General features: G+C 70.7%; 17 protein-coding genes and 1 pseudogene. 6 read left to right on the top strand and 12 right to left on the bottom strand.

Features of this window, described 5'->3' with window-relative positions:
- From L6E10_RS25155 to L6E10_RS25140, 4 genes and pseudogenes are all read right to left on the bottom strand, one after another.
- Positions 1–1,515, bottom strand: a pseudogene (locus L6E10_RS25155) (hypothetical protein); the annotation flags it as partial.
- Positions 1,515–1,823 carry a type VII secretion target gene (locus tag L6E10_RS25150; protein ID WP_236222012.1) on the bottom strand — a complete coding sequence of 103 codons (309 nt, stop codon included), beginning with the start codon at positions 1,821–1,823 and terminating at the stop codon, positions 1,515–1,517. The gene L6E10_RS25150 and the pseudogene L6E10_RS25155, both read right to left, overlap by 1 nt.
- A gap of 36 nt (positions 1,824–1,859) precedes the next feature.
- Positions 1,860–2,393, bottom strand: a complete 534-nt coding sequence (locus tag L6E10_RS25145) for a YbaB/EbfC family nucleoid-associated protein (protein ID WP_236222009.1) — start codon at positions 2,391–2,393, stop codon at positions 1,860–1,862.
- A gap of 143 nt (positions 2,394–2,536) precedes the next feature.
- A complete protein-coding gene (locus L6E10_RS25140; protein WP_090095813.1) occupies positions 2,537–2,911 on the bottom strand; it encodes an FKBP-type peptidyl-prolyl cis-trans isomerase in 375 nt (124 codons plus the stop codon).
- Positions 2,912–3,083: 172 nt separating this feature from the next.
- On the opposite strand from L6E10_RS25140, the gene L6E10_RS25135 reads away from it, so the two are divergent.
- Positions 3,084–5,039, top strand: coding sequence for a beta-propeller domain-containing protein (locus L6E10_RS25135; protein ID WP_236222007.1), 1,956 nt, complete (start codon positions 3,084–3,086; stop codon positions 5,037–5,039).
- Here L6E10_RS25135 and L6E10_RS25130 read toward each other — a convergent pair.
- A complete protein-coding gene (locus L6E10_RS25130; RefSeq protein ID WP_236222006.1) occupies positions 5,029–5,784 on the bottom strand; it encodes an EI24 domain-containing protein in 756 nt (251 codons plus the stop codon). The two genes, L6E10_RS25135 and L6E10_RS25130, sit on opposite strands and share 11 nt — an antisense overlap.
- Positions 5,785–5,833: 49 nt before the next feature.
- Positions 5,834–6,511 (bottom strand): GNAT family N-acetyltransferase, encoded by a 678-nt coding sequence (locus L6E10_RS25125; protein WP_236222004.1) that lies wholly within the window; start codon positions 6,509–6,511, stop codon positions 5,834–5,836.
- Positions 6,512–6,647: 136 nt separating this feature from the next.
- Between L6E10_RS25125 and L6E10_RS25120 the strand changes: the two genes are divergently transcribed.
- Positions 6,648–7,013, top strand: coding sequence for a hypothetical protein (locus L6E10_RS25120; RefSeq protein ID WP_236222002.1), 366 nt, complete (start codon positions 6,648–6,650; stop codon positions 7,011–7,013).
- Here the strand turns inward: L6E10_RS25120 and L6E10_RS25115 are convergent.
- Complete coding sequence (locus tag L6E10_RS25115) at positions 6,984–7,904, bottom strand: YihY/virulence factor BrkB family protein (protein WP_236222001.1); 921 nt, start codon at positions 7,902–7,904, stop codon at positions 6,984–6,986. The two genes, L6E10_RS25120 and L6E10_RS25115, sit on opposite strands and share 30 nt — an antisense overlap.
- Positions 7,891–8,076 carry a hypothetical protein gene (locus L6E10_RS25110; protein ID WP_236221999.1) on the bottom strand — a complete coding sequence of 62 codons (186 nt, stop codon included), beginning with the start codon at positions 8,074–8,076 and terminating at the stop codon, positions 7,891–7,893. Before L6E10_RS25110 ends, L6E10_RS25115 begins: the two co-directional genes overlap by 14 nt.
- A gap of 96 nt (positions 8,077–8,172) precedes the next feature.
- Here L6E10_RS25110 and L6E10_RS25105 point away from each other — a divergent pair, with 96 nt between their 5' ends.
- Positions 8,173–9,786, top strand: a complete 1,614-nt coding sequence (locus L6E10_RS25105; protein WP_236221997.1) for a hypothetical protein — start codon at positions 8,173–8,175, stop codon at positions 9,784–9,786.
- On the opposite strand, the gene L6E10_RS25100 is transcribed toward L6E10_RS25105, so the two are convergent.
- The 3 genes from L6E10_RS25100 to L6E10_RS25090 form a co-directional block, all read right to left on the bottom strand.
- Positions 9,779–10,921, bottom strand: a complete 1,143-nt coding sequence (locus L6E10_RS25100) for a cysteine desulfurase-like protein (RefSeq protein WP_236221995.1) — start codon at positions 10,919–10,921, stop codon at positions 9,779–9,781. The genes L6E10_RS25105 and L6E10_RS25100 overlap by 8 nt on opposite strands.
- Before the next feature lie 172 nt (positions 10,922–11,093).
- Entirely contained in the window at positions 11,094–11,759 is a 666-nt protein-coding gene (locus L6E10_RS25095; RefSeq protein WP_236221993.1) for a hypothetical protein, read from the bottom strand.
- Positions 11,760–11,797: 38 nt separating this feature from the next.
- Positions 11,798–12,940, bottom strand: a complete 1,143-nt coding sequence (locus L6E10_RS25090) for a GNAT family N-acetyltransferase (protein WP_236221991.1) — start codon at positions 12,938–12,940, stop codon at positions 11,798–11,800.
- Positions 12,941–12,995: 55 nt separating this feature from the next.
- Here L6E10_RS25090 and L6E10_RS25085 point away from each other — a divergent pair, with 55 nt between their 5' ends.
- From L6E10_RS25085 to L6E10_RS41250, 3 genes are all read left to right on the top strand, one after another.
- Entirely contained in the window at positions 12,996–13,499 is a 504-nt protein-coding gene (locus tag L6E10_RS25085) for a DinB family protein (RefSeq protein WP_236221989.1), read from the top strand.
- 79 nt (positions 13,500–13,578) lie between these two features.
- A complete protein-coding gene (locus tag L6E10_RS25080) occupies positions 13,579–14,484 on the top strand; it encodes an NADP-dependent oxidoreductase (protein ID WP_236221986.1) in 906 nt (301 codons plus the stop codon).
- A 71-nt stretch (positions 14,485–14,555) separates the two neighbouring features.
- Positions 14,556–15,716 (top strand): endonuclease, encoded by a 1,161-nt coding sequence (locus tag L6E10_RS41250; RefSeq protein WP_374237478.1) that lies wholly within the window; start codon positions 14,556–14,558, stop codon positions 15,714–15,716.
- Here the strand turns inward: L6E10_RS41250 and L6E10_RS25065 are convergent.
- Positions 15,676–16,149, bottom strand: coding sequence for an NUDIX domain-containing protein (locus L6E10_RS25065; RefSeq protein ID WP_236221985.1), 474 nt, complete (start codon positions 16,147–16,149; stop codon positions 15,676–15,678). The genes L6E10_RS41250 and L6E10_RS25065 overlap by 41 nt on opposite strands.
- Between the last annotated feature and the right edge of the window lie 6 nt (positions 16,150–16,155).

Raw genomic sequence — 16,155 nt, 5'->3', positions numbered from 1 at the left:
GGAACCCAGGTCACCCCGGCCGCCCGGGGTGCCGGTCCAGCCCTGGCCGCCGGTCGGGGCGCGGCCCGCCGAGGGGGAGGACGGCGTGTTGCCGCCGGCGGTGGGTGCGCCGCCTCCCATCGGGGCCGCCTGGGACGGCGTGGACGACGGGGAACCGTCCGGGGTGCGGCCGGGCGGCGGGGTGTCCAGGCGGGGCGGCGCCTCGGGAGGGGCCACGGACGACTGGACGGTCTGGCCCGTGTTGCGCGCCGGGGCCGGGGCGTCCGGAGTGGACGGGGCGGAAGGGGAGGAGGGACCTCCGGGGCCGGCCGGGGACGAAGGGGAGCCGTCCGGCGTGCGCGACGCGGAGGGAGCGGACGGCGCCGACGCGGAGTCCGGGGTGCGGGAGGGGGCGTCCGGGGCCGGCGGGCTGTCCGGCGTGCGCCAGGGCGAAGGCGCGGAGGGCGGCGACGCGGACGAGGGCGACGAGCTGTCCGGGGTGCGCGCGGGTCCGTCCGGAGCCGGGGAAGACGGCGTCGACGGGGACGAGGGCGAAGTGTCCGGAGAGGACGGCGAAGAAGGCGAGGACGGCGAAGAAGGCGAAGAGTCCGGAGTGGACGAAGACGGGTCGGGCGACGAAGGCGTGCCACGCCCACCCGACGGCGAGAGGTCCGGGGCGTCGGTGCGGTGGAACAACCCGCCCGGCTTGATGGACTTCGTGGAGATCACGTCGAGCCCGGTCACCTTGCCGACCAGCTTGCCGACGACCTTCATGATCTTCGTGAAGATCTCCACCAGCCGGCCGAGCAGCGGCGAGACCTTCTTGATGGTGCTGATGAGCTTCTGGATCAGCTCACCGATCCGCGTCGCCCACTTGGAGATCGCGGTGACGGCCTGCGCCACGATCACCGGCGTGCCGAAGCCGAGGGTGAAGACGGCCTCCAGCACCCACGTGATCAGCTTCGCCACCAGGTCGGCGATCAGGTCGCGCACCATCTCGCGCACGAACCCGACGACCATGCCCATCACGCCGACGACCGTGCCGACCGAACCGGCGGTCGAGGCCGCGCCGGACAACGCGTCCAGCTGCTCGCCCGCGGCCTTGCGGTAGGCGTCCGCGGCGGCGCCGGTCCACTCCGAGGTGCCGCCGACGGCGGCCTGGTAGTCGCCCGCGATCTTCCCGAGTTCCTGCGAGACGTTCTTCCACGTCGTGGAGTACGACTCGATCACCGGCGGGTCGCCCGCCAGCCAGTCCAGGGCCTCCTTGAGCGGCTGCATGTGTTCCATCAGGAACGAGGCCGCGGAGGACAGCAGCGTGCCGAACGGGTCGATCGCCATCGAGGCCGCGTCGGCGGCCAGGCCGAGGACGCCGAGGCCGCCCTCGATCCAGTTGCCCTCCGAGATGCCCTTGTACGCGTCGGCCGCGGAGTCGGCGATGGAGAAGCCGGTCGCCCAGCCGTTGTCGCCGGTGCCCGCGTTGAAGAAGCCGGACGGCTCGGCCGGGGCCGTGGCGACCAGCGGGTTGGGTGACGACATCAGACTCCGCCGCGCAGGGTTTTCATGATCTGGTCCTCGACCTGCTGGTAGTGCTTCGCGGTCTCGGTGACTCTCTTGGCGGTGCTGTCCATGGCCTCGGCCACGCCCTTCAGCGCGTCCATGCCCCATTGCTCAACGGGGTCGAGCAGAATCCGGAACGGCTGGCAGATGATCCCGTACGCGTCGGTCGGCATCGACACGGTGTTCGCCGCGTCCACTGCCCCCTGCAGGCGCCCGTGCAGGCCCTCCAAGGCCTTGGCGTGCGCTTCCAGCACGTCCGACGTGACGTTGAAACCACCGGCGGTCATCGAACCCCCTCAAGTTCGGGCAGCGGACGGGAAAGATCAGGAGAGCACGGACTCGCCACCGAAGTCGTCGTCGTCATCGGACGGACGGCGGCGGCGCGGGGGCGGGGGCGGCGGGGCCGGGCGTGCGGGCGGCGGCGCGTCGTCCTCCACCCGGAAGTTGATCTCGTTGCGGTCGTACGGCGTGCGCGCCGGCTCTTCCGCGGGAGGAGCGGGGAAGTTCTTCTTGGCCTCGTTGAACAACACGTTGGCCGTCTCGTCCTGCGTGCCGATGGTCTCGGCCATGGCCTCCTGCAGCAGCTGCGGGATCCTCGACTGCGCGCGCTGCAGCAGCTTCATGATCTCGCCGCTGATCTCGGCCATGCGCTTGCCCGCGGCGGACTCGTTGATCACCAGGTTCTGCAGGATCCCGTTGGACCCGACCAGGATCTCGACGGAACCGTCCTGCGACCGCTCGGAGATCGTCATCCCCTGCACGCGCGTCGCCATCTCCTGGTAGCGGGCAGCGCGTTCCTGGATGTTCTTGTTCCAGTTCGCGAGCATCTGCTCGGAGCCGGCGATGTCCTCGGGCACCGGTTGATCCCCTCCTGAAACTGCGGCGGACTCCAAGGATGACGCAGCCGGACCCCATCTCGTTCCGGCACCGGGTCAAATGAGCCGATGGGACCAGCGACGTCCCGCCGATCGGAGCAGCGGGACGTCGCGGGGTCAGTGCGTCAGTTCACACCCAGCAGGTCGACGACGAAGATCAGCGTCTCGTTGGGCTTGATCACGCCACCGGCGCCACGAGCGCCGTAGCCCAGGTGCGGCGGGATGACCAGCTTGCGGCGGCCGCCGACCCTCATGCCCTGGACGCCCTGGTCCCAGCCCTGGATGACACGACCGCCACCGAGCGGGAACTGGAACGCCTCGCCGCGGTCCCAGGAGGCGTCGAACTGCTCGCCCGTCGAGTGCGAGACACCGACGTAGTGCACGGACACGAACTGCCCGGCCGTGGCCTCCGCGCCGTCGCCGACGGTGATGTCCTCGATCAGCAGGTCGGTGGGCGCCGGGCCGTCGTGCGGGTCGACCTCAGGCTTCGTGGGGGCCATCACAGACTTCCTCTCGGAACGGGGTTGTTCGCGGTCGATCCAATCACGCGCACACGAGGACGGCCGAATGGCCTACAGGGACCAAGCCCGCCGACGCCTGCCGGGGGCGGCTGCGGCGCGACCGCGGAAGAAGGGCGGCAACCCTTCCCGGCCCCGCTTACGTCCTCACACCATGAACGGCAAGAAGCTGTTGGCCGGCACCGCCGTGCTGGCCGTCGCCGGAGTGTGCGTGAGCTCCGCGGTGAGGGACGAACCCCTCACGCCACCGATCGCCGACCACGGGCCGGTGCGCCTCGTCGCGTTCGACTCGTGCGACAACGCGGTGACCGAACTGCGCCGCGCCATGGCCCCGTACGTCACGGCGTACGGCCTCGGCGGCGGCCCCACCATGTTCGCCGAGGGCATGGCCACCGACAGCGCGGGCGTCGCGCAGAAGGCCACGCCCGACGCGCGGGCCGCGACTCCGCCCGCGCAGCAGCAGGAGCACTCCACGACGAACGTCCACGAACAGGGCGTCGACGAGCCGGACGTCGTGAAGACGGACGGAAAACGCCTCGTCTCCATCGTCGGCGGCAGGCTGCGGCTGGTCGACGTCGCGAGCAAGGCCGTCACGGGCACCGTCGACCTCGGTGAGCGCCGCGCGAGCCAGCTGCTGGTCTCGGGTGACCGCGCGCTGGTCGTCACCGAGGGCCCCGTCCCGCTGTTCGAGCCGACGTCGCCGCCCGGCCGCCCGTCGTACGCGCCCGAGGCCGGCACCGAGCTCGTCCTCGTGGACCTCAAAACGCTCGAGGAGATCGGCAGCCTCAAGACCGACGGCTTCTACCTCGACGCCCGTCAGATCGGCGGCACCGCCCGCGTCGTCGTCCGCTCGCAGCCACGCCTGCCGTGGGTGTACCCGGACCAGACGACCAATGAAGCAGGATCGTTGCGCCGCAACAAGGAGATCCTGCAGAGCGAGCCCATCTCGTCGTGGCTGCCGCGCTACGAGTTGGACGAGAACGGCGCCCGTTCCAGCGGAACGCTCGTCGACTGCGCGAACGTCAGCCGCCCGGCGGCACCGAGCGCGACGTCGATGCTGACCGTGCTGACGTTCGACCTCTCCGGCAAGCTCGGCACCGGCCGGCCGGTGTCGATCGTGGCCGACGGCGACACGGTCTACGGCACGGACCGGAGCCTCTACGTCGCCGACGACCACCGCCTGCTGCCGGAGCTCCCCTCCCGGCGACCGGTTCAACGCCCCGTCAGCACGGCGATCCACCAGTTCGACATCAGCCAGGCGGGAGCGCCGAAGCACGTCGCGTCCGGCGAGGTCAACGGCACGCTGCTGAACCAGTACTCGTTGTCGGAGCACGAAGGCGTCCTCCGCGTGGCCACCACGACGGGCACGGAGACGCGGTGCTGCTGGCGCGTGCCGGCCGACGTCGCACCGCCGCAGCGGGAAGCCGCGCCGCCGTCGGAGAGCTTCGTCACGACGCTGCGCCGCGAGGGCGGCCAGCTCGTCAAGCTCGGCCAGGCCGGTGGGCTGGGCAAGGGAGAGCGGATCTACAGCGTCCGGTTCATCGGCGAGATGGGCTACGTCGTCACGTTCCGCCAGACCGACCCGCTCTACACGCTCGACATCAGCGATCCCCGGCAGCCGAGGGTGACGGGCGAGCTCAAGATCACCGGGTACTCCGCCTACCTGCACCCGGCGGGTGACGGGAAGCTGATCGGCGTCGGCCAGGAGGCCACCTCGCAGGGCAGGACGACCGGCACGCAGGTGTCGCTGTTCGACGTGAGCGACCCCGCGTCACCGCGGCGGCTCGCCCAGCACCACCTGCCGGACACGAGTTCCGAGGCGCAGTTCGACCCGCACGCGTTCCTGTACTGGCCGCAGGACGGCACGCTGGTCGTCCCCGTGTCGAGCCACCGGCCGGACTTCGAGGTGTCGTCGCTCGTGCTGCGCGTCGAGGGGGACCGGCTGCGCGACGCGGGCCGGATCGCCGAGCCGTCCGGTCAGGACGGGCGCGGCGGTCAGCGGCGCACGATCGTGATCGGCGACCAGCTGTGGTCGATCTCGGACGCGGGCGTCCAGGTCAACGCGCGCAACGGCTTGGCTCAGCAGGCCTGGCTGCCGTTCACGCCGTAGCGCGGTCCCCGGTGAGCAGGCGGTGCGAGAGCACCGTGCCGCCTGCCATCGCCGCCGGGATCACGACCAGCGCGGCGAGCGGGACGAGGCACAGCAGGTAGGTGGGGACGGCGAGCCCCAGCACCAGGCCGCGGCGCGTCGCGAGGATCTTCCTGCGCTGCTTGAACGAGCGGCCGCGGCGCGTGAACGGGATGCCGGTGAGCTCGATGCCGAGCAGGTAGCCGTTGATGCACACGGCCAGCACGGGCACGACCGTCTGCCCGACGACGGGGATGAACCCGCAGACGAACAACGGGATCGCGAACGCGATCGAGGTCGCGACGAGCAGGAGGGTGCTGCGCAGGCCCACCACGAACCCGCGCCACCAGCCGATCTGCTCGGCCTCCGGCACACCGCCGAGCTCGTCCTCGACCTCTTCGGAGATGTACTCGTAGAAGGGGCCGCCGATCATCAGCGTGATCGCGGTGAACAGCAGCACGCTCAGGCCGAGCACGGCCGCGATCACCGAGATGCCGACGGCGATCTCGGCGACGCGCTTCCCGGTGTCGCTCCACGAGTCGGCGAAGCCGGTCAGCCAGTCGGCGATCGAGTCGATGCCGGTGAACAGCAGCACCCAGCCGGTCATCATCAGCACCGCCGTGATGACCGCGGGCAACGCTCCGACCAGCACGCGCTTGGGTGAGCTGAACACCAGCCGGAACCCGCGCAGCAGCAGACCGACACCGGCACCGAAATCCTTGATCACGGCCGCAGGATAGTCGGTGCGGGGCCGTCGCCGCTGCGAAGTGCGGTGACTACCCGGGAGGAGCGGCGACGCAGGCGGTCCCGGCCCTGCGGAACCCGACGCGCTCGTAGACCCTCGCGATCTCCGCGCTGCCCGCCGACAGGAACACCAGTTCCGCGCCGTGGGCCAGGGCGTCACGAGCCAGTTCGGCGGTGACGGCGCCTCCGAGACCGCGGCGCCGGGCCGCCGGCAACGTGCCGATCCCGACGATCTCCACGACGTCGCCCGCCCGTTGCGCCGTACCGGACGCCAGCACGCCCTCACCCGGCACGTCGGCCACCGCGTACCGGTGCCGGCCCGGCATCGGGGTGGTGGCCACCGCGAGCGCGGCATCCCGTTCCGCGGCACCGGCCTCGCCCTTCGCGGTGCCCGGTGACGAGAACGCCAGCTGCGCCACCACCTCCACCTCCGGCGTCCTGGTGCCGAGCAGGCGCACGTGCGGGTGCGGCCGCGGCAGCCGGTCCGGGTCGAGGACCATCAGCGGTGCCTCGAGCACCTCCAGCCCGGCCTCGCGGGCCACGCCGAGCAGGTCCGGCGTCGTCTCGTGCACCCACTCCAGCGCTTCGGGAACACCGAGTTCTCGCTGCCGTGCGCGCATCTTCACCACGTCGTCCACCGCGGGCCGCCCTCCGGGGTACCGGGGCCGCGCGTAGAACGGGTAGCCATCACCCGCCTGCACGAACAGCACCAGCTCTCCGTGTTCCTCGACGCGAGATCCCGGTCGGGGCACAGAGTCGTAAAAGCTTTCGAGAACGTCCCACACGGACGATCACGCTAGCTACCTTTGGCGGTATGACGCACCGCATTTTCCGCAGCGGCCTCTCATGAAGGCGCTGGCGGCGCTCGTCGCCCTCCTGCTGGTGCTGACCGGCTGCGGCGGCGACCGCGAGGACCGCTTCGCCCGCCCCGGCGCGCCGAAGAACTCGCCCAGCGGGAAGTTCGTCGCGCACGCCGAGAGCACGAGCGAGGTGCGGGTGACCGACCGCAACGGCGGCGACGTCTTCCGCAAGTCCTACGAGTACGCCACGAGCTCCCGCGCCGACGGCATCGGCGTGGTGTGGCTGTCCGGGAAGGACCAGCTGTGGGTCCTCGTCCCCGGCGACACGAGCGAACGCGTCGAGGCGGGCCCGGACGGCGTGTGGACGGCGGTCGAGGCCGAGCTACCCCGGGAGATCACGCGGCTCGGGTGACGGGTCCTCCTCGCCCTGGGCGAGCCTGCGGCCGCGTTCCAGCTCCGCGTCGAACTCGGCACCGAGCAGCACGGCGATGTTCGAGATCCACAGCCACACCAGGAAGACGATCACACCACCGAGAGAGCCGTACGTCTTGTTGTACGACGCGAAGTTCGCCACGTAGATCGCGAAACCGACGGTGGCGAGCGCCCACAGCACGATCGCGAGCAGGCTGCCGGGGCTGACCCAGCGGAAGCCGGGCTGCCGCACGTTCGGCGCGGCCCAGTACAGCACCGCGAACGCGAGGCTCACGAGCAGCAGGATGACCGGCCACTTCACGATGTCCCAGACCGTCACGACGGTGTCGCCGAGGCCGAGGGCGTTGCCGACCGCGTCGGCCACCCCGCCGGTCAGCACGAGCGCGCCGAGGGTGAGCGACACCAGCACGACCGAGCCCAGGGTGAGCGCGAGGCGCAGCGGCACCGTCTTCCAGAACGGGCGGCCTTCCTCGACGTCGTACATGGCGTTGCACGCGCGCATGAACGCACCGAGGTAGCCCGAGGCCGTCCAGAGCGCGGTGAGCAGGCCGACGATGCCGAGCAGGCTGGCGGCGTTCTGGCTCTTCTGCAGCTCCTCGATGGACGACTTGACCACGTCGCCCGCCTGGCCGGGCGCGACCTCGTCGACGTACTTGATCAACTCCTGCGTCGTCGTGTCGCCCAGCAGCGCGAGCACGGACGTCAGGACGATGATCCCGGGGAACAGCGACAGCACCGCGTAGTAGGTGAGCGCGGCGGCCCAGTCCGTCAGGTTGTCGTCGTTGAACTCCTTGACGGTCCGCTTGAGGACGCCCCACCAAGCGCCTTTGTCGAGCTTGGTGGGGCTCTTGACGTGGTTACCGGCGGGCACGGCGCCAACCGAACGATCGAGTGCCGGAGCCGACACCGGCGAGGTGCAGCGCGAGCAGCAGCAGTCCGAGCACAGTGAGCGTGTTCACCGTGATCACGTCACCGAGCCCGGCCTTGGCCAGGTCCAGGATCAGCGCCAAGCCGAACGAGACCGCGGCGATGATGGCCAGCATGTGTACGCCTCCTGCCAGATGATCAAAGGCTGTGGTGAGGTGCGGATACCCGCTCGGTTCGGGGTGAACCACGCCGTTCGGAGCAATGGACGTGCCATGATCGGTCCCGTGGACGTCCAGCGCTGGCAGGCAGCGGCGGTTCCGTGGTGGGTGACCAAGGTCGGGCTCGTCGGAGGGTGGGTCGCGGCCTTCTACCTCGCCGCGAGCGCGGGTGAGGCACCGTGCACGACCGCGCACCCGTGCATGCCGGACCCGGTGTTCTCCCTCGCCGTGGTGCCGCTGCTGGCCACGCCGCTGCTGCTGCTGTTCGGCCGTGTGCTCACGGGCTGCGCGATGGGTGTGCTCTTCGGTGTCCTGGACCTCGCGCTCGACGGCAGCGCGGCGGCGAACGTCGCGTTCGTCCTGCACGCCGGTGCGTGTGCGTTGGTGGCGGCGTGGACCTTCAGGTCGCGCGCGGACCAGCACGACGCGGCGGGCGCGGCCCTCGTGTCGCTGCCGGACCTTCCGCCGCAGCGGGGAGTGCTGCGCGTTGTCGCCGTGCTGCTGGTCCTCTTCGGCTTCCTGACGTTCGTGCAGTACAGCCTGATCAACGACGAGATAGCGCAGCACGTGGCGAAGGCCAGCCGTGTCGACGCCGAGGTCGTCGAGGTCAAGAACGCGAGCGAGGTCTGGGTGGAGCTGCCGGACCGGCAGCGCACCGCGTTCCAGCCGCTCGCGGCGGACACCTACCACGTCGGCGACGAGGTCCCGGTGCTCTCCGACGGCACCTGGGTGCAGATGGCGAACGAGCCGGAGGACGTCACGTGGTGGCTCACGCTCGGCGGTGCCGCCGTGTTCCTCGCGATCGTGCTGGCCGCGCGGGAACGCCGCCGGCGCTCGTTGTGGAACGGCCCGGTGAAGGCGATCCGGCTGCAGGTGCACCCGCTCGGCCCGCGCCGGATCCTCCTGCGGCACGGCCGGGACGACATCGCCACGGTCGCCACCCTCGCCGATCTCGGGCTGGAGGAGCCGCTCTACCACGACACCGAGCAGTTCGGCCGCGTGTGGCGTGGCGAGGAGGACCCGCCGGTGCGGCTGGACCCGCCGGAGGTCCTCGTCGCGGGGGAGTGGCACCACGGCGGCCAGGTGGCGCTGCTCGTCGAGGGCGAGGTGGTGGCGACCAGCACCCTGAGCAGGGTCCGCCCGCGCCACACCGTCCACAGCGCACATCTGCCGGGAGAGCCCGTCACCACGGGCACCGCGGTCGAGCTGCCGCACGCCGTGTGGCCGGGTGACCGCCGCCGGGCCGAGGGGGTGGCGCTGCTGCTCGGTGCCGCCGGGGCGCTGGTCGCGCTGAAGGAGTACCCGGACCTGATCGTGCTGGGCCTGATCGGCGTGCAGTGCGTGCTGTCCGCCGTCACGCGGTTCCAGCCCATGCTGCGCCTCGACCACGACGCGGTCGTGCTCTACACCGGCGTCTTCACCTACCGCGTGCCGTGGGAGCAGGTGCACGGCGTGCGCCGCTCCGGTCCCCAGCTCATGCTCGCGTTCGGCCCGCACGGTGACGTGCTGACGACACCGCACCTGCCCGACAGGCAGGCGGGTGAGAAGCTGATGTGGGCGCGCGCCCGGTCGTCGATCGCCGAGCCGCGGGGCCGGAAAGTGACCCGCAAGCTCAACGTCAGCGTGTTCGCCGGGGCGGCCTACGCGGCGCTGGTGCTGTTCATCTGAGCCGGGCGACCGCCGCGAGCAGGCGGTCCACATCGGACTCGTCGGTGTACGGGCCGATGCCCGCGCGCACCGCGCCCTTGTCGCCGAGGCCGAGCCACCGCGAGCACTCCAGGGCGTAGAAGTGGCCGGCGGGCGCGTTCACGCCCTCGGCCCCGAGCCTGCGGTACACCTCGGCGGGTTCCAGTCCGTCCACGGAGAACAGCACGGTCGGCGTGCGCGAGGACGCCTTGCTGTAGATGCGCACGCCCAGGTCGCGCAACCCCGTCTCGAGCTTCTCGCGCAGGCCGAGCTCGTACTCCTCCAGCCCGTCGAGCGAGCGCATGAACTCCACCGCCGCGGTCGTGCCCGCCAGCAGCTCGTACGGCAGCGTGCCCAGCTCGAAGCGTTCCGGCACGGCGTTGGACGAGGGCAGCAGCTTGTCCGGCCGCAACGTCTCCAGCAGTTCCGGCGCCGCCGCCAGCACACCGAGGTGCGGGCCGAGGAACTTGTACGGCGAGCACACGAAGAAGTCCGCGTCCAGTGCCTCGACGTCCACCGGGACGTGCGGCGTGTAGTGCACGCCGTCGACGTAGACGAACGCCGCCATCTCGTGCGCCGCCCGTGCGATCTCGGCGACGTCCGGACGGGTGCCGAGAAGGTTCGACGCCGCCGTGATCGCGACGACGCGGGTGCGGTCCGACAGCAGCTTCGTCACGGACTCGACGGGAAGCTCGCCGGTCGTGCGGTCGAACGACGCCCATCGCACCGTGGCCCGTGCCGCCTCGGCCGCCTGCACCCAGGGCCGGATGTTGGCGTCGTGGTCCATCCTGGTCACGACGACCTCGTCGCCCGGCCGCCAGTTCTTCGACAGCGTGCGGGCGAAGTCGTAGGTCAGCTGCGTCATGCTGCGCCCGAACACGATGCTGCCCGCGTTCAGGAACTCCGCCATCGTGCGCCGTGCGGTCTGCACGACCTCCTCGGCCCGGCGTTCGGAGGCCGTGACGCCGCCGCGGTTGGAGATCGCCGAGGTCAGCGTCTCCCTGACCGCGTCGGCGACGACGTCCGGCACCTGCGCGCCGCCGGGGCCGTCGAAGTGCGCGGCACCCTCGCGCAACGAGGGGAAGTGGGCGCGGACCGCTGCGACGTCGTAGACCATGCCCTCATGGTGCTGGAGCACCCACGCATCGGGAAAGGATCAACCGTAGGGTCATCACCTGTTCGCGTGGCCGAAGTCCGGGTCGGCCAGCCCGCCGGCCAGCGCCCGCACCCGGCTCGCGCGCTCGAAACCCTTCCGTGCGAACGACTCCGCGGCGCGTGCTCGACCGCGTCTACCGTTCGCGCCGGTAGTACTGTCTCTTCTTCTCGTCCCGCACGGCGACTCCGCGTTTGCGGATCTCCCGCGCCAGTTCCGCGGCCTCCTCGGTCTCGTACTTCGAGATGGCCTTCCTGCGGGCGGTGAACAGCGCGTTCACGTCGGACGGCAGGTCGGGGGCGTGCTCGACCCACATCCGGAACTCCGCGGCGAACGGATCGGCGTCCCGCCAGCGGTAGCCCTGCGCGGTGAAGGCGCGCTCGAGCTCCGCCCTGCTCAGGTCGGACGTCTCCCTGGCCAGCTCGGCGCCGTCGCGGCCGAGCAGGACGAGCTGCCTGCCGTCGGCGAAGGCCGACTCGACCTCGTCCCGGCCGAAGCGGAAGGTCCTGTCGTCCCTGCGCAGCGCGACACCGCCCGCCGAGACCTCGACCGACATCATCTCGCTCGCCCAGAACAGCGCGAACACGACACCCGCGGCCGCGCCCACGCCGAGCGACACGACCGTTCCCCACGGCTGCGGTATGTCCGTGAACAACCGGAACACGCCCTGGAACGGGAACCACCCCAGCCTCGTGATCCCTCCGGCCGCCAGCCCGAGCCGCCAGCCCGCGGCGGCACCGGCGAGCGGGCACGCGACCCAGATGCCGTACCGGACCGCCGCGGACTCCTGCACCGTCGTCATGGACCCAATATTAGACCGAGCGATCGGTCTATTTTTGATCAGGGGAGGTAGAAGGTCAGCAGGTCGCTCGTGACCGGGGGGAACAGCCTGGTCATCAGCTCTGCCTTCGGGCCCGGGTAGACGTCGGGGAAGATCCGGCGCAGGCCGTCCATGCCGTGCGGGCCGAACAGCAGCGGTGCCAGCAGGTCCGGGGCGATCCCCGCGCCGCCCACCGCGCCGGGGCCGAGCAGCGTGCCACCCCACTCGAACGGGCCGATCTCCTCGCCGTCCCAGTGGAAGCGGACGTGCGTGCGGAAGAAGCCGAGCACCACCTCGGTGGGTTCGTGGCCGCACAGGCGCCGGGTGAAGACCGGCCGCAGGTGCTCGAGGAGCTTCGGGACGTCGGGAATGCGCACCATGCACTGGTCGAGTTCCGGGGCGCGGTCGGCGAGGAGGGGTTCCAGCGCCGGGTGGCGCTCGCCGACCAGGGCCGGGTTCACCAGCGCCACCAACGCCTTCACCGCGTCGTCGTCCACGCCGGCGACCTCACCGAGGACGACGTCGCCCTCCTCCTCGGGCGTGCTGCGGCCCGTGGCCACCGGTACGCCGTCGCGCTCGACGACCCACGTGGTCGAGCCGGTGCGGTGCAGCAGCCAGCGCCAGCACGGCGTGGTGTGGCCCATCCGCAGGTCGGCGCCGCGTTGTGCGGCGTCCTGCAGGGCCTGGAGGACCGGGATGTCGGCCTCGGTCGCCCGCCGGAGGGTGTGCCCCGCAACGGGGTGCGGGGTCTCGACCAGCGCGCGGTTCTGCTTGACCGGGATCGAGTAGACGTAGCCGAACTGGCGGTAGAAGTACGGGACGCCCATCACGAACTGGACCAGGTGACCGCGTTCGGCCGACCTGTCGTGCGCCCAGCCCATCAGCCGCCGCACCAGGCCCCTGCCCTCGTGCTCGACGTCGGTGGCGACCTGTTCGACCTGCCCGGCGGGGATGTCGAGGCCCGCGAGCGTCACCGTCTCGTCCATCAGGGTGAGGGTGGAGACGATCCGGTCGCCGTCGGCGGCGACCCCGACCCAGTCGCAGCCCGCGTCCGGGTCGGTCATCAGGAGGCGGGCGTCGACGCCGTCGCCGGGGTCGAGGCGGGAGACGATGAGTCCGGCGACCCGGTCCACGTCTTCGGGGCGCGAGGTGCGGATGTCCACGGCCGGAGTGTTTCCAGGGCGGTCGTTGTCCGCAAACGGTTTTACCGTGCCGGACATGGACTGGAACAAGCAGTTGACGGACCAGCTCGCGTTCCACTGGGACGTGGCGGCGCGGGCGCGGCTGGAAGGCCTCACCGACGACGAGTACTTCTGGGAGCCCGTGCCCGGTGCGTGGACCGTGCACGAGGACAACTCGATCGACTGGGAGTACCCCACTCCCGAACCCGCGCCGGTCACGACGATCGCTTGGCGGATGGCGCACATCATCGTGGGCGTGTTCAACGCGCGCACGGCCTCGCACTTCGGTGGCCCGCCCGCCGACCACGCCACCTGGCAGTACGCGATGAGCGCCGACGAGGCGTTGAAGCAACTCGACGATGCCTACGAAGCGTGGATGGCCGGTGCGCGCACGGCTGACCTCTCGAAGGCGGTCGGTCCGGCGGAGGGCCCGTTCGCCGCCGAGCCGATGGCCACCCTCGTGCTGCACATCAACCGCGAGGTGATCCACCACCTCGCCGAGATCGCACTGCTCAGGGATTTGTACCTCAGGGAGAGCTAGTCACCTGCAAGTGCCTACTTTCTATAAGTTGGCGCTAACTGCAAGATGGTGCCCATCGAGAACGTCAAAGGGGATCATCATGCGAGTCATCACGCAGAAGTCGGTCGGCGATGCGTCGGTGCTGGAGGTCGCCGAGGCCGCAAAGCCCGCGCCGGGGCCCGGCCAGGTGCTGGTCAGAGTGGGTGCGGCGGGCGTCAACCCGGTCGACACCTACATCCGTTCCGGAGGGTTTCCCGCGCTCGGGGAGCCGCCGTTCACGCTGGGCTGGGACGTGGCGGGCACCGTCGCGCAGGCCGGTGAGGGGTTCGCCGAGGGGGACGAGGTCTACGCGCTCCTCGACTTCCCCGGCACGGGAGGTGGCTATGCCGAGTACGTCGTGGTCGCGGCCTCGAACCTGGTGCGGCGGCCGTCCTGGCTGACCGTCGAGCAGGCGGGCGCGGCGCCGATGGCGGCGCTGACGGCGTGGCAGGCACTCGTCGGACGCGGTGGCGTCTCCGCCGGCCAGCGCGTGCTGGTCCACGCGGCTGCCGGCGGTGTCGGGCACCTCGCCGTGCAGATCGCCAAGGCCCGGGGTGCGCACGTGATCGGCACGGCGTCGGCGGCCAAGCACGACTTCCTGCGCTGGCTCGGCGTGGACGAGGTCGTCGACTACCGCACGCGGGACTTCACCGAGATCGAGCCGGTCGACGTCGTGCTCGACACGATCGGCGGTGAGTACGCCGAGCGGTCCGCCCGCGTCCTGAAGCCCGGCGGGGTGCTCGTGTCGATCATTCCCGGCAACCCGGGTTTTGACGTTGACCGAGCTGCGGAGCTCGGAATCCGGTTCGAGCTGTTCCTCAGCGTGACGGCGTCCGGTGCTGATCTCGCCGCGTTGCCGCAGCTCAGGGTGGAGATCGACCACGTGGTGCCGCTGGCGGAGGCCGCGAAGGCGCACGAGCTCGTCGAGTCGGGGCGGACGACGGGCAAGGTCGTCCTGGTGCCGTGACCACTCGTTAACCATCCGTTGACCATGTACACCGATCGTGTGCGCAACATCCACACGATCGGGGAGTGCTCATGGCACGGTGGAGTCCACTTGCTCTAGTCGTCGGTTTGCTGGCGGCGGTCGGCCTGTACGGGTCGACCGCCGCTGTCGCAGCAGCCCCGCTCACTGTCGCCCAGGCGATCAGTCAGCAGAACGCTTCGTCCGCGACGGTCCGCGGGTACGTCGTCGGCCAGCCCACGGCCACCACCACGGTCATACGTTCGGGTTACCCGAACGACTACGCGCTCGCGCTGGCCGACTCGGCGTCCACGACCAGCACGTCGAACATGATCTACGTGCAGATCCCGTCGGCGTTCCGCGCCTCGTGGGGCCTGCGCACCAACCCGTCACTGCTGGGCAGGCAGATCGACGTGACCGGCACGCTGAGCGCGTACTTCTCGCACGCCGGCCTGACCTCGTCGACGGCGTTCGCGTTCGCCGGCACGACCACCCCGCCGACCGGCACGACCACTCCGCCGACGACCACCACCACGGGGTCCTCGGCCTGCGAGGCCTACTACACCGCGGCCTGCGGCAAGTCCGGCGCGGCGCTCAAGTCGGCGTTGAACTCGATCATCCGCAACCAGACCAAGCTCAGCTACGACCAGGTCTGGGACGCGCTGAAGGTCACCGACCAGGACCCGGCCAACGCGAACAACGTGATCCTGCTGTACAGCGGCCGTTCGCAGGCGAAGTCCACCAACGGCGGCAACGCCGACGACTGGAACCGCGAGCACGTCTGGGCGAAGTCGCACGGTGACTTCGGCACCACCACCGGTCCCGGTACGGACATCCACCACCTGCGGCCGGAGGACGTGTCCGTCAACGCCGCCCGCGGCAACCTCGACTTCGACATCGGCGGGTCCGCGGTGAGCGAGGCCCCCGGCAGCTACGCCGACGGCGACTCGTTCGAGCCGCGCAACGCCGTGAAGGGCGACGTCGCGCGCATGATCTTCTACATGGCCGTGCGCTACGAGGGCAATGACGGCTACGTGAACCTGGAGATGAACAACTCCGTCTCCAACGGCACGGCGCCATACATGGGCAAGCTCTCGGTGTTGAAGCAGTGGAGCCAGCAGGATCCGCCGGACGCGTTCGAGAAGCGGCGCAACCAGGTCATCCACGACAGCTACCAGCGCAACCGCAACCCGTTCATCGACCACCCGGAGTGGGTCGCCTCCATCTGGCCGTGAGCCGTTCGAGGAAGGGGCGTTGCGCGGAGACGATCTTCGCGCTCGCCTCCTCCACGCTGAACCACTGCACGCGGTCGACCTCGGGGAAGGTCTTCTTCCGCCCCGACTTCGGCGGCCACTCCATCTCGAACGTGCCGGGGGTGACGGCGTCGGGGTCGAGGTCGCCCTCGAGCGCCCACACCGTGATGGTCTTGCCGGACCCCTTGGCCTCGCCGAGCGGGATCAGCTCGCCCTCCGGCACCGGCAGCCCGAGCTCCTCCGCGAACTCGCGCCGCGCGGCCTGTTCGGGCGTCTCGTCGTCGGTGTACTCGCCCTTCGGCACGGACCACGCCCCGGCGTCCTTGCGGGCCCAGAACGGGCCGCCCATGTGCCCCAGCAGCACCTCCAGCCGGGTGGTTCGTCTGAACAGCAGGATTCCGGCCGACCGTTTCATACTGTC

The organism is Lentzea sp. CC55 (genome assembly GCF_021056325.1).
Classification (GTDB): Bacteria; Actinomycetota; Actinomycetes; order Mycobacteriales; family Pseudonocardiaceae; genus Lentzea; species Lentzea jiangxiensis.
This window is presented reverse-complemented; position numbering and strand designations above follow the sequence as displayed.

Excerpts from the sequence above, each read along its gene's own strand:
- L6E10_RS25150 (WP_236222012.1), bottom strand. The coding sequence starts at position 1,823 with ATGACCGCCGGTGGTTTCAACGTCACGTCGGACGTGCTGGAAGCGCAC.
- L6E10_RS25140 (WP_090095813.1), bottom strand. The coding sequence starts at position 2,911 with ATGGCCCCCACGAAGCCTGAGGTCGACCCGCACGACGGCCCGGCGCCC.
- L6E10_RS25135 (WP_236222007.1), top strand. The coding sequence starts at position 3,084 with ATGAACGGCAAGAAGCTGTTGGCCGGCACCGCCGTGCTGGCCGTCGCC.
- L6E10_RS25120 (WP_236222002.1), top strand. The coding sequence starts at position 6,648 with ATGAAGGCGCTGGCGGCGCTCGTCGCCCTCCTGCTGGTGCTGACCGGC.
- L6E10_RS25110 (WP_236221999.1), bottom strand. The coding sequence starts at position 8,076 with ATGCTGGCCATCATCGCCGCGGTCTCGTTCGGCTTGGCGCTGATCCTG.
- L6E10_RS25105 (WP_236221997.1), top strand. The coding sequence starts at position 8,173 with ATGATCGGTCCCGTGGACGTCCAGCGCTGGCAGGCAGCGGCGGTTCCG.
- L6E10_RS25100 (WP_236221995.1), bottom strand. The coding sequence starts at position 10,921 with ATGGTCTACGACGTCGCAGCGGTCCGCGCCCACTTCCCCTCGTTGCGC.
- L6E10_RS25095 (WP_236221993.1), bottom strand. The coding sequence starts at position 11,759 with ATGACGACGGTGCAGGAGTCCGCGGCGGTCCGGTACGGCATCTGGGTC.
- L6E10_RS25085 (WP_236221989.1), top strand. The coding sequence starts at position 12,996 with ATGGACTGGAACAAGCAGTTGACGGACCAGCTCGCGTTCCACTGGGAC.
- L6E10_RS25080 (WP_236221986.1), top strand. The coding sequence starts at position 13,579 with ATGCGAGTCATCACGCAGAAGTCGGTCGGCGATGCGTCGGTGCTGGAG.
- L6E10_RS41250 (WP_374237478.1), top strand. The coding sequence starts at position 14,556 with ATGGCACGGTGGAGTCCACTTGCTCTAGTCGTCGGTTTGCTGGCGGCG.
- L6E10_RS25065 (WP_236221985.1), bottom strand. The coding sequence starts at position 16,149 with ATGAAACGGTCGGCCGGAATCCTGCTGTTCAGACGAACCACCCGGCTG.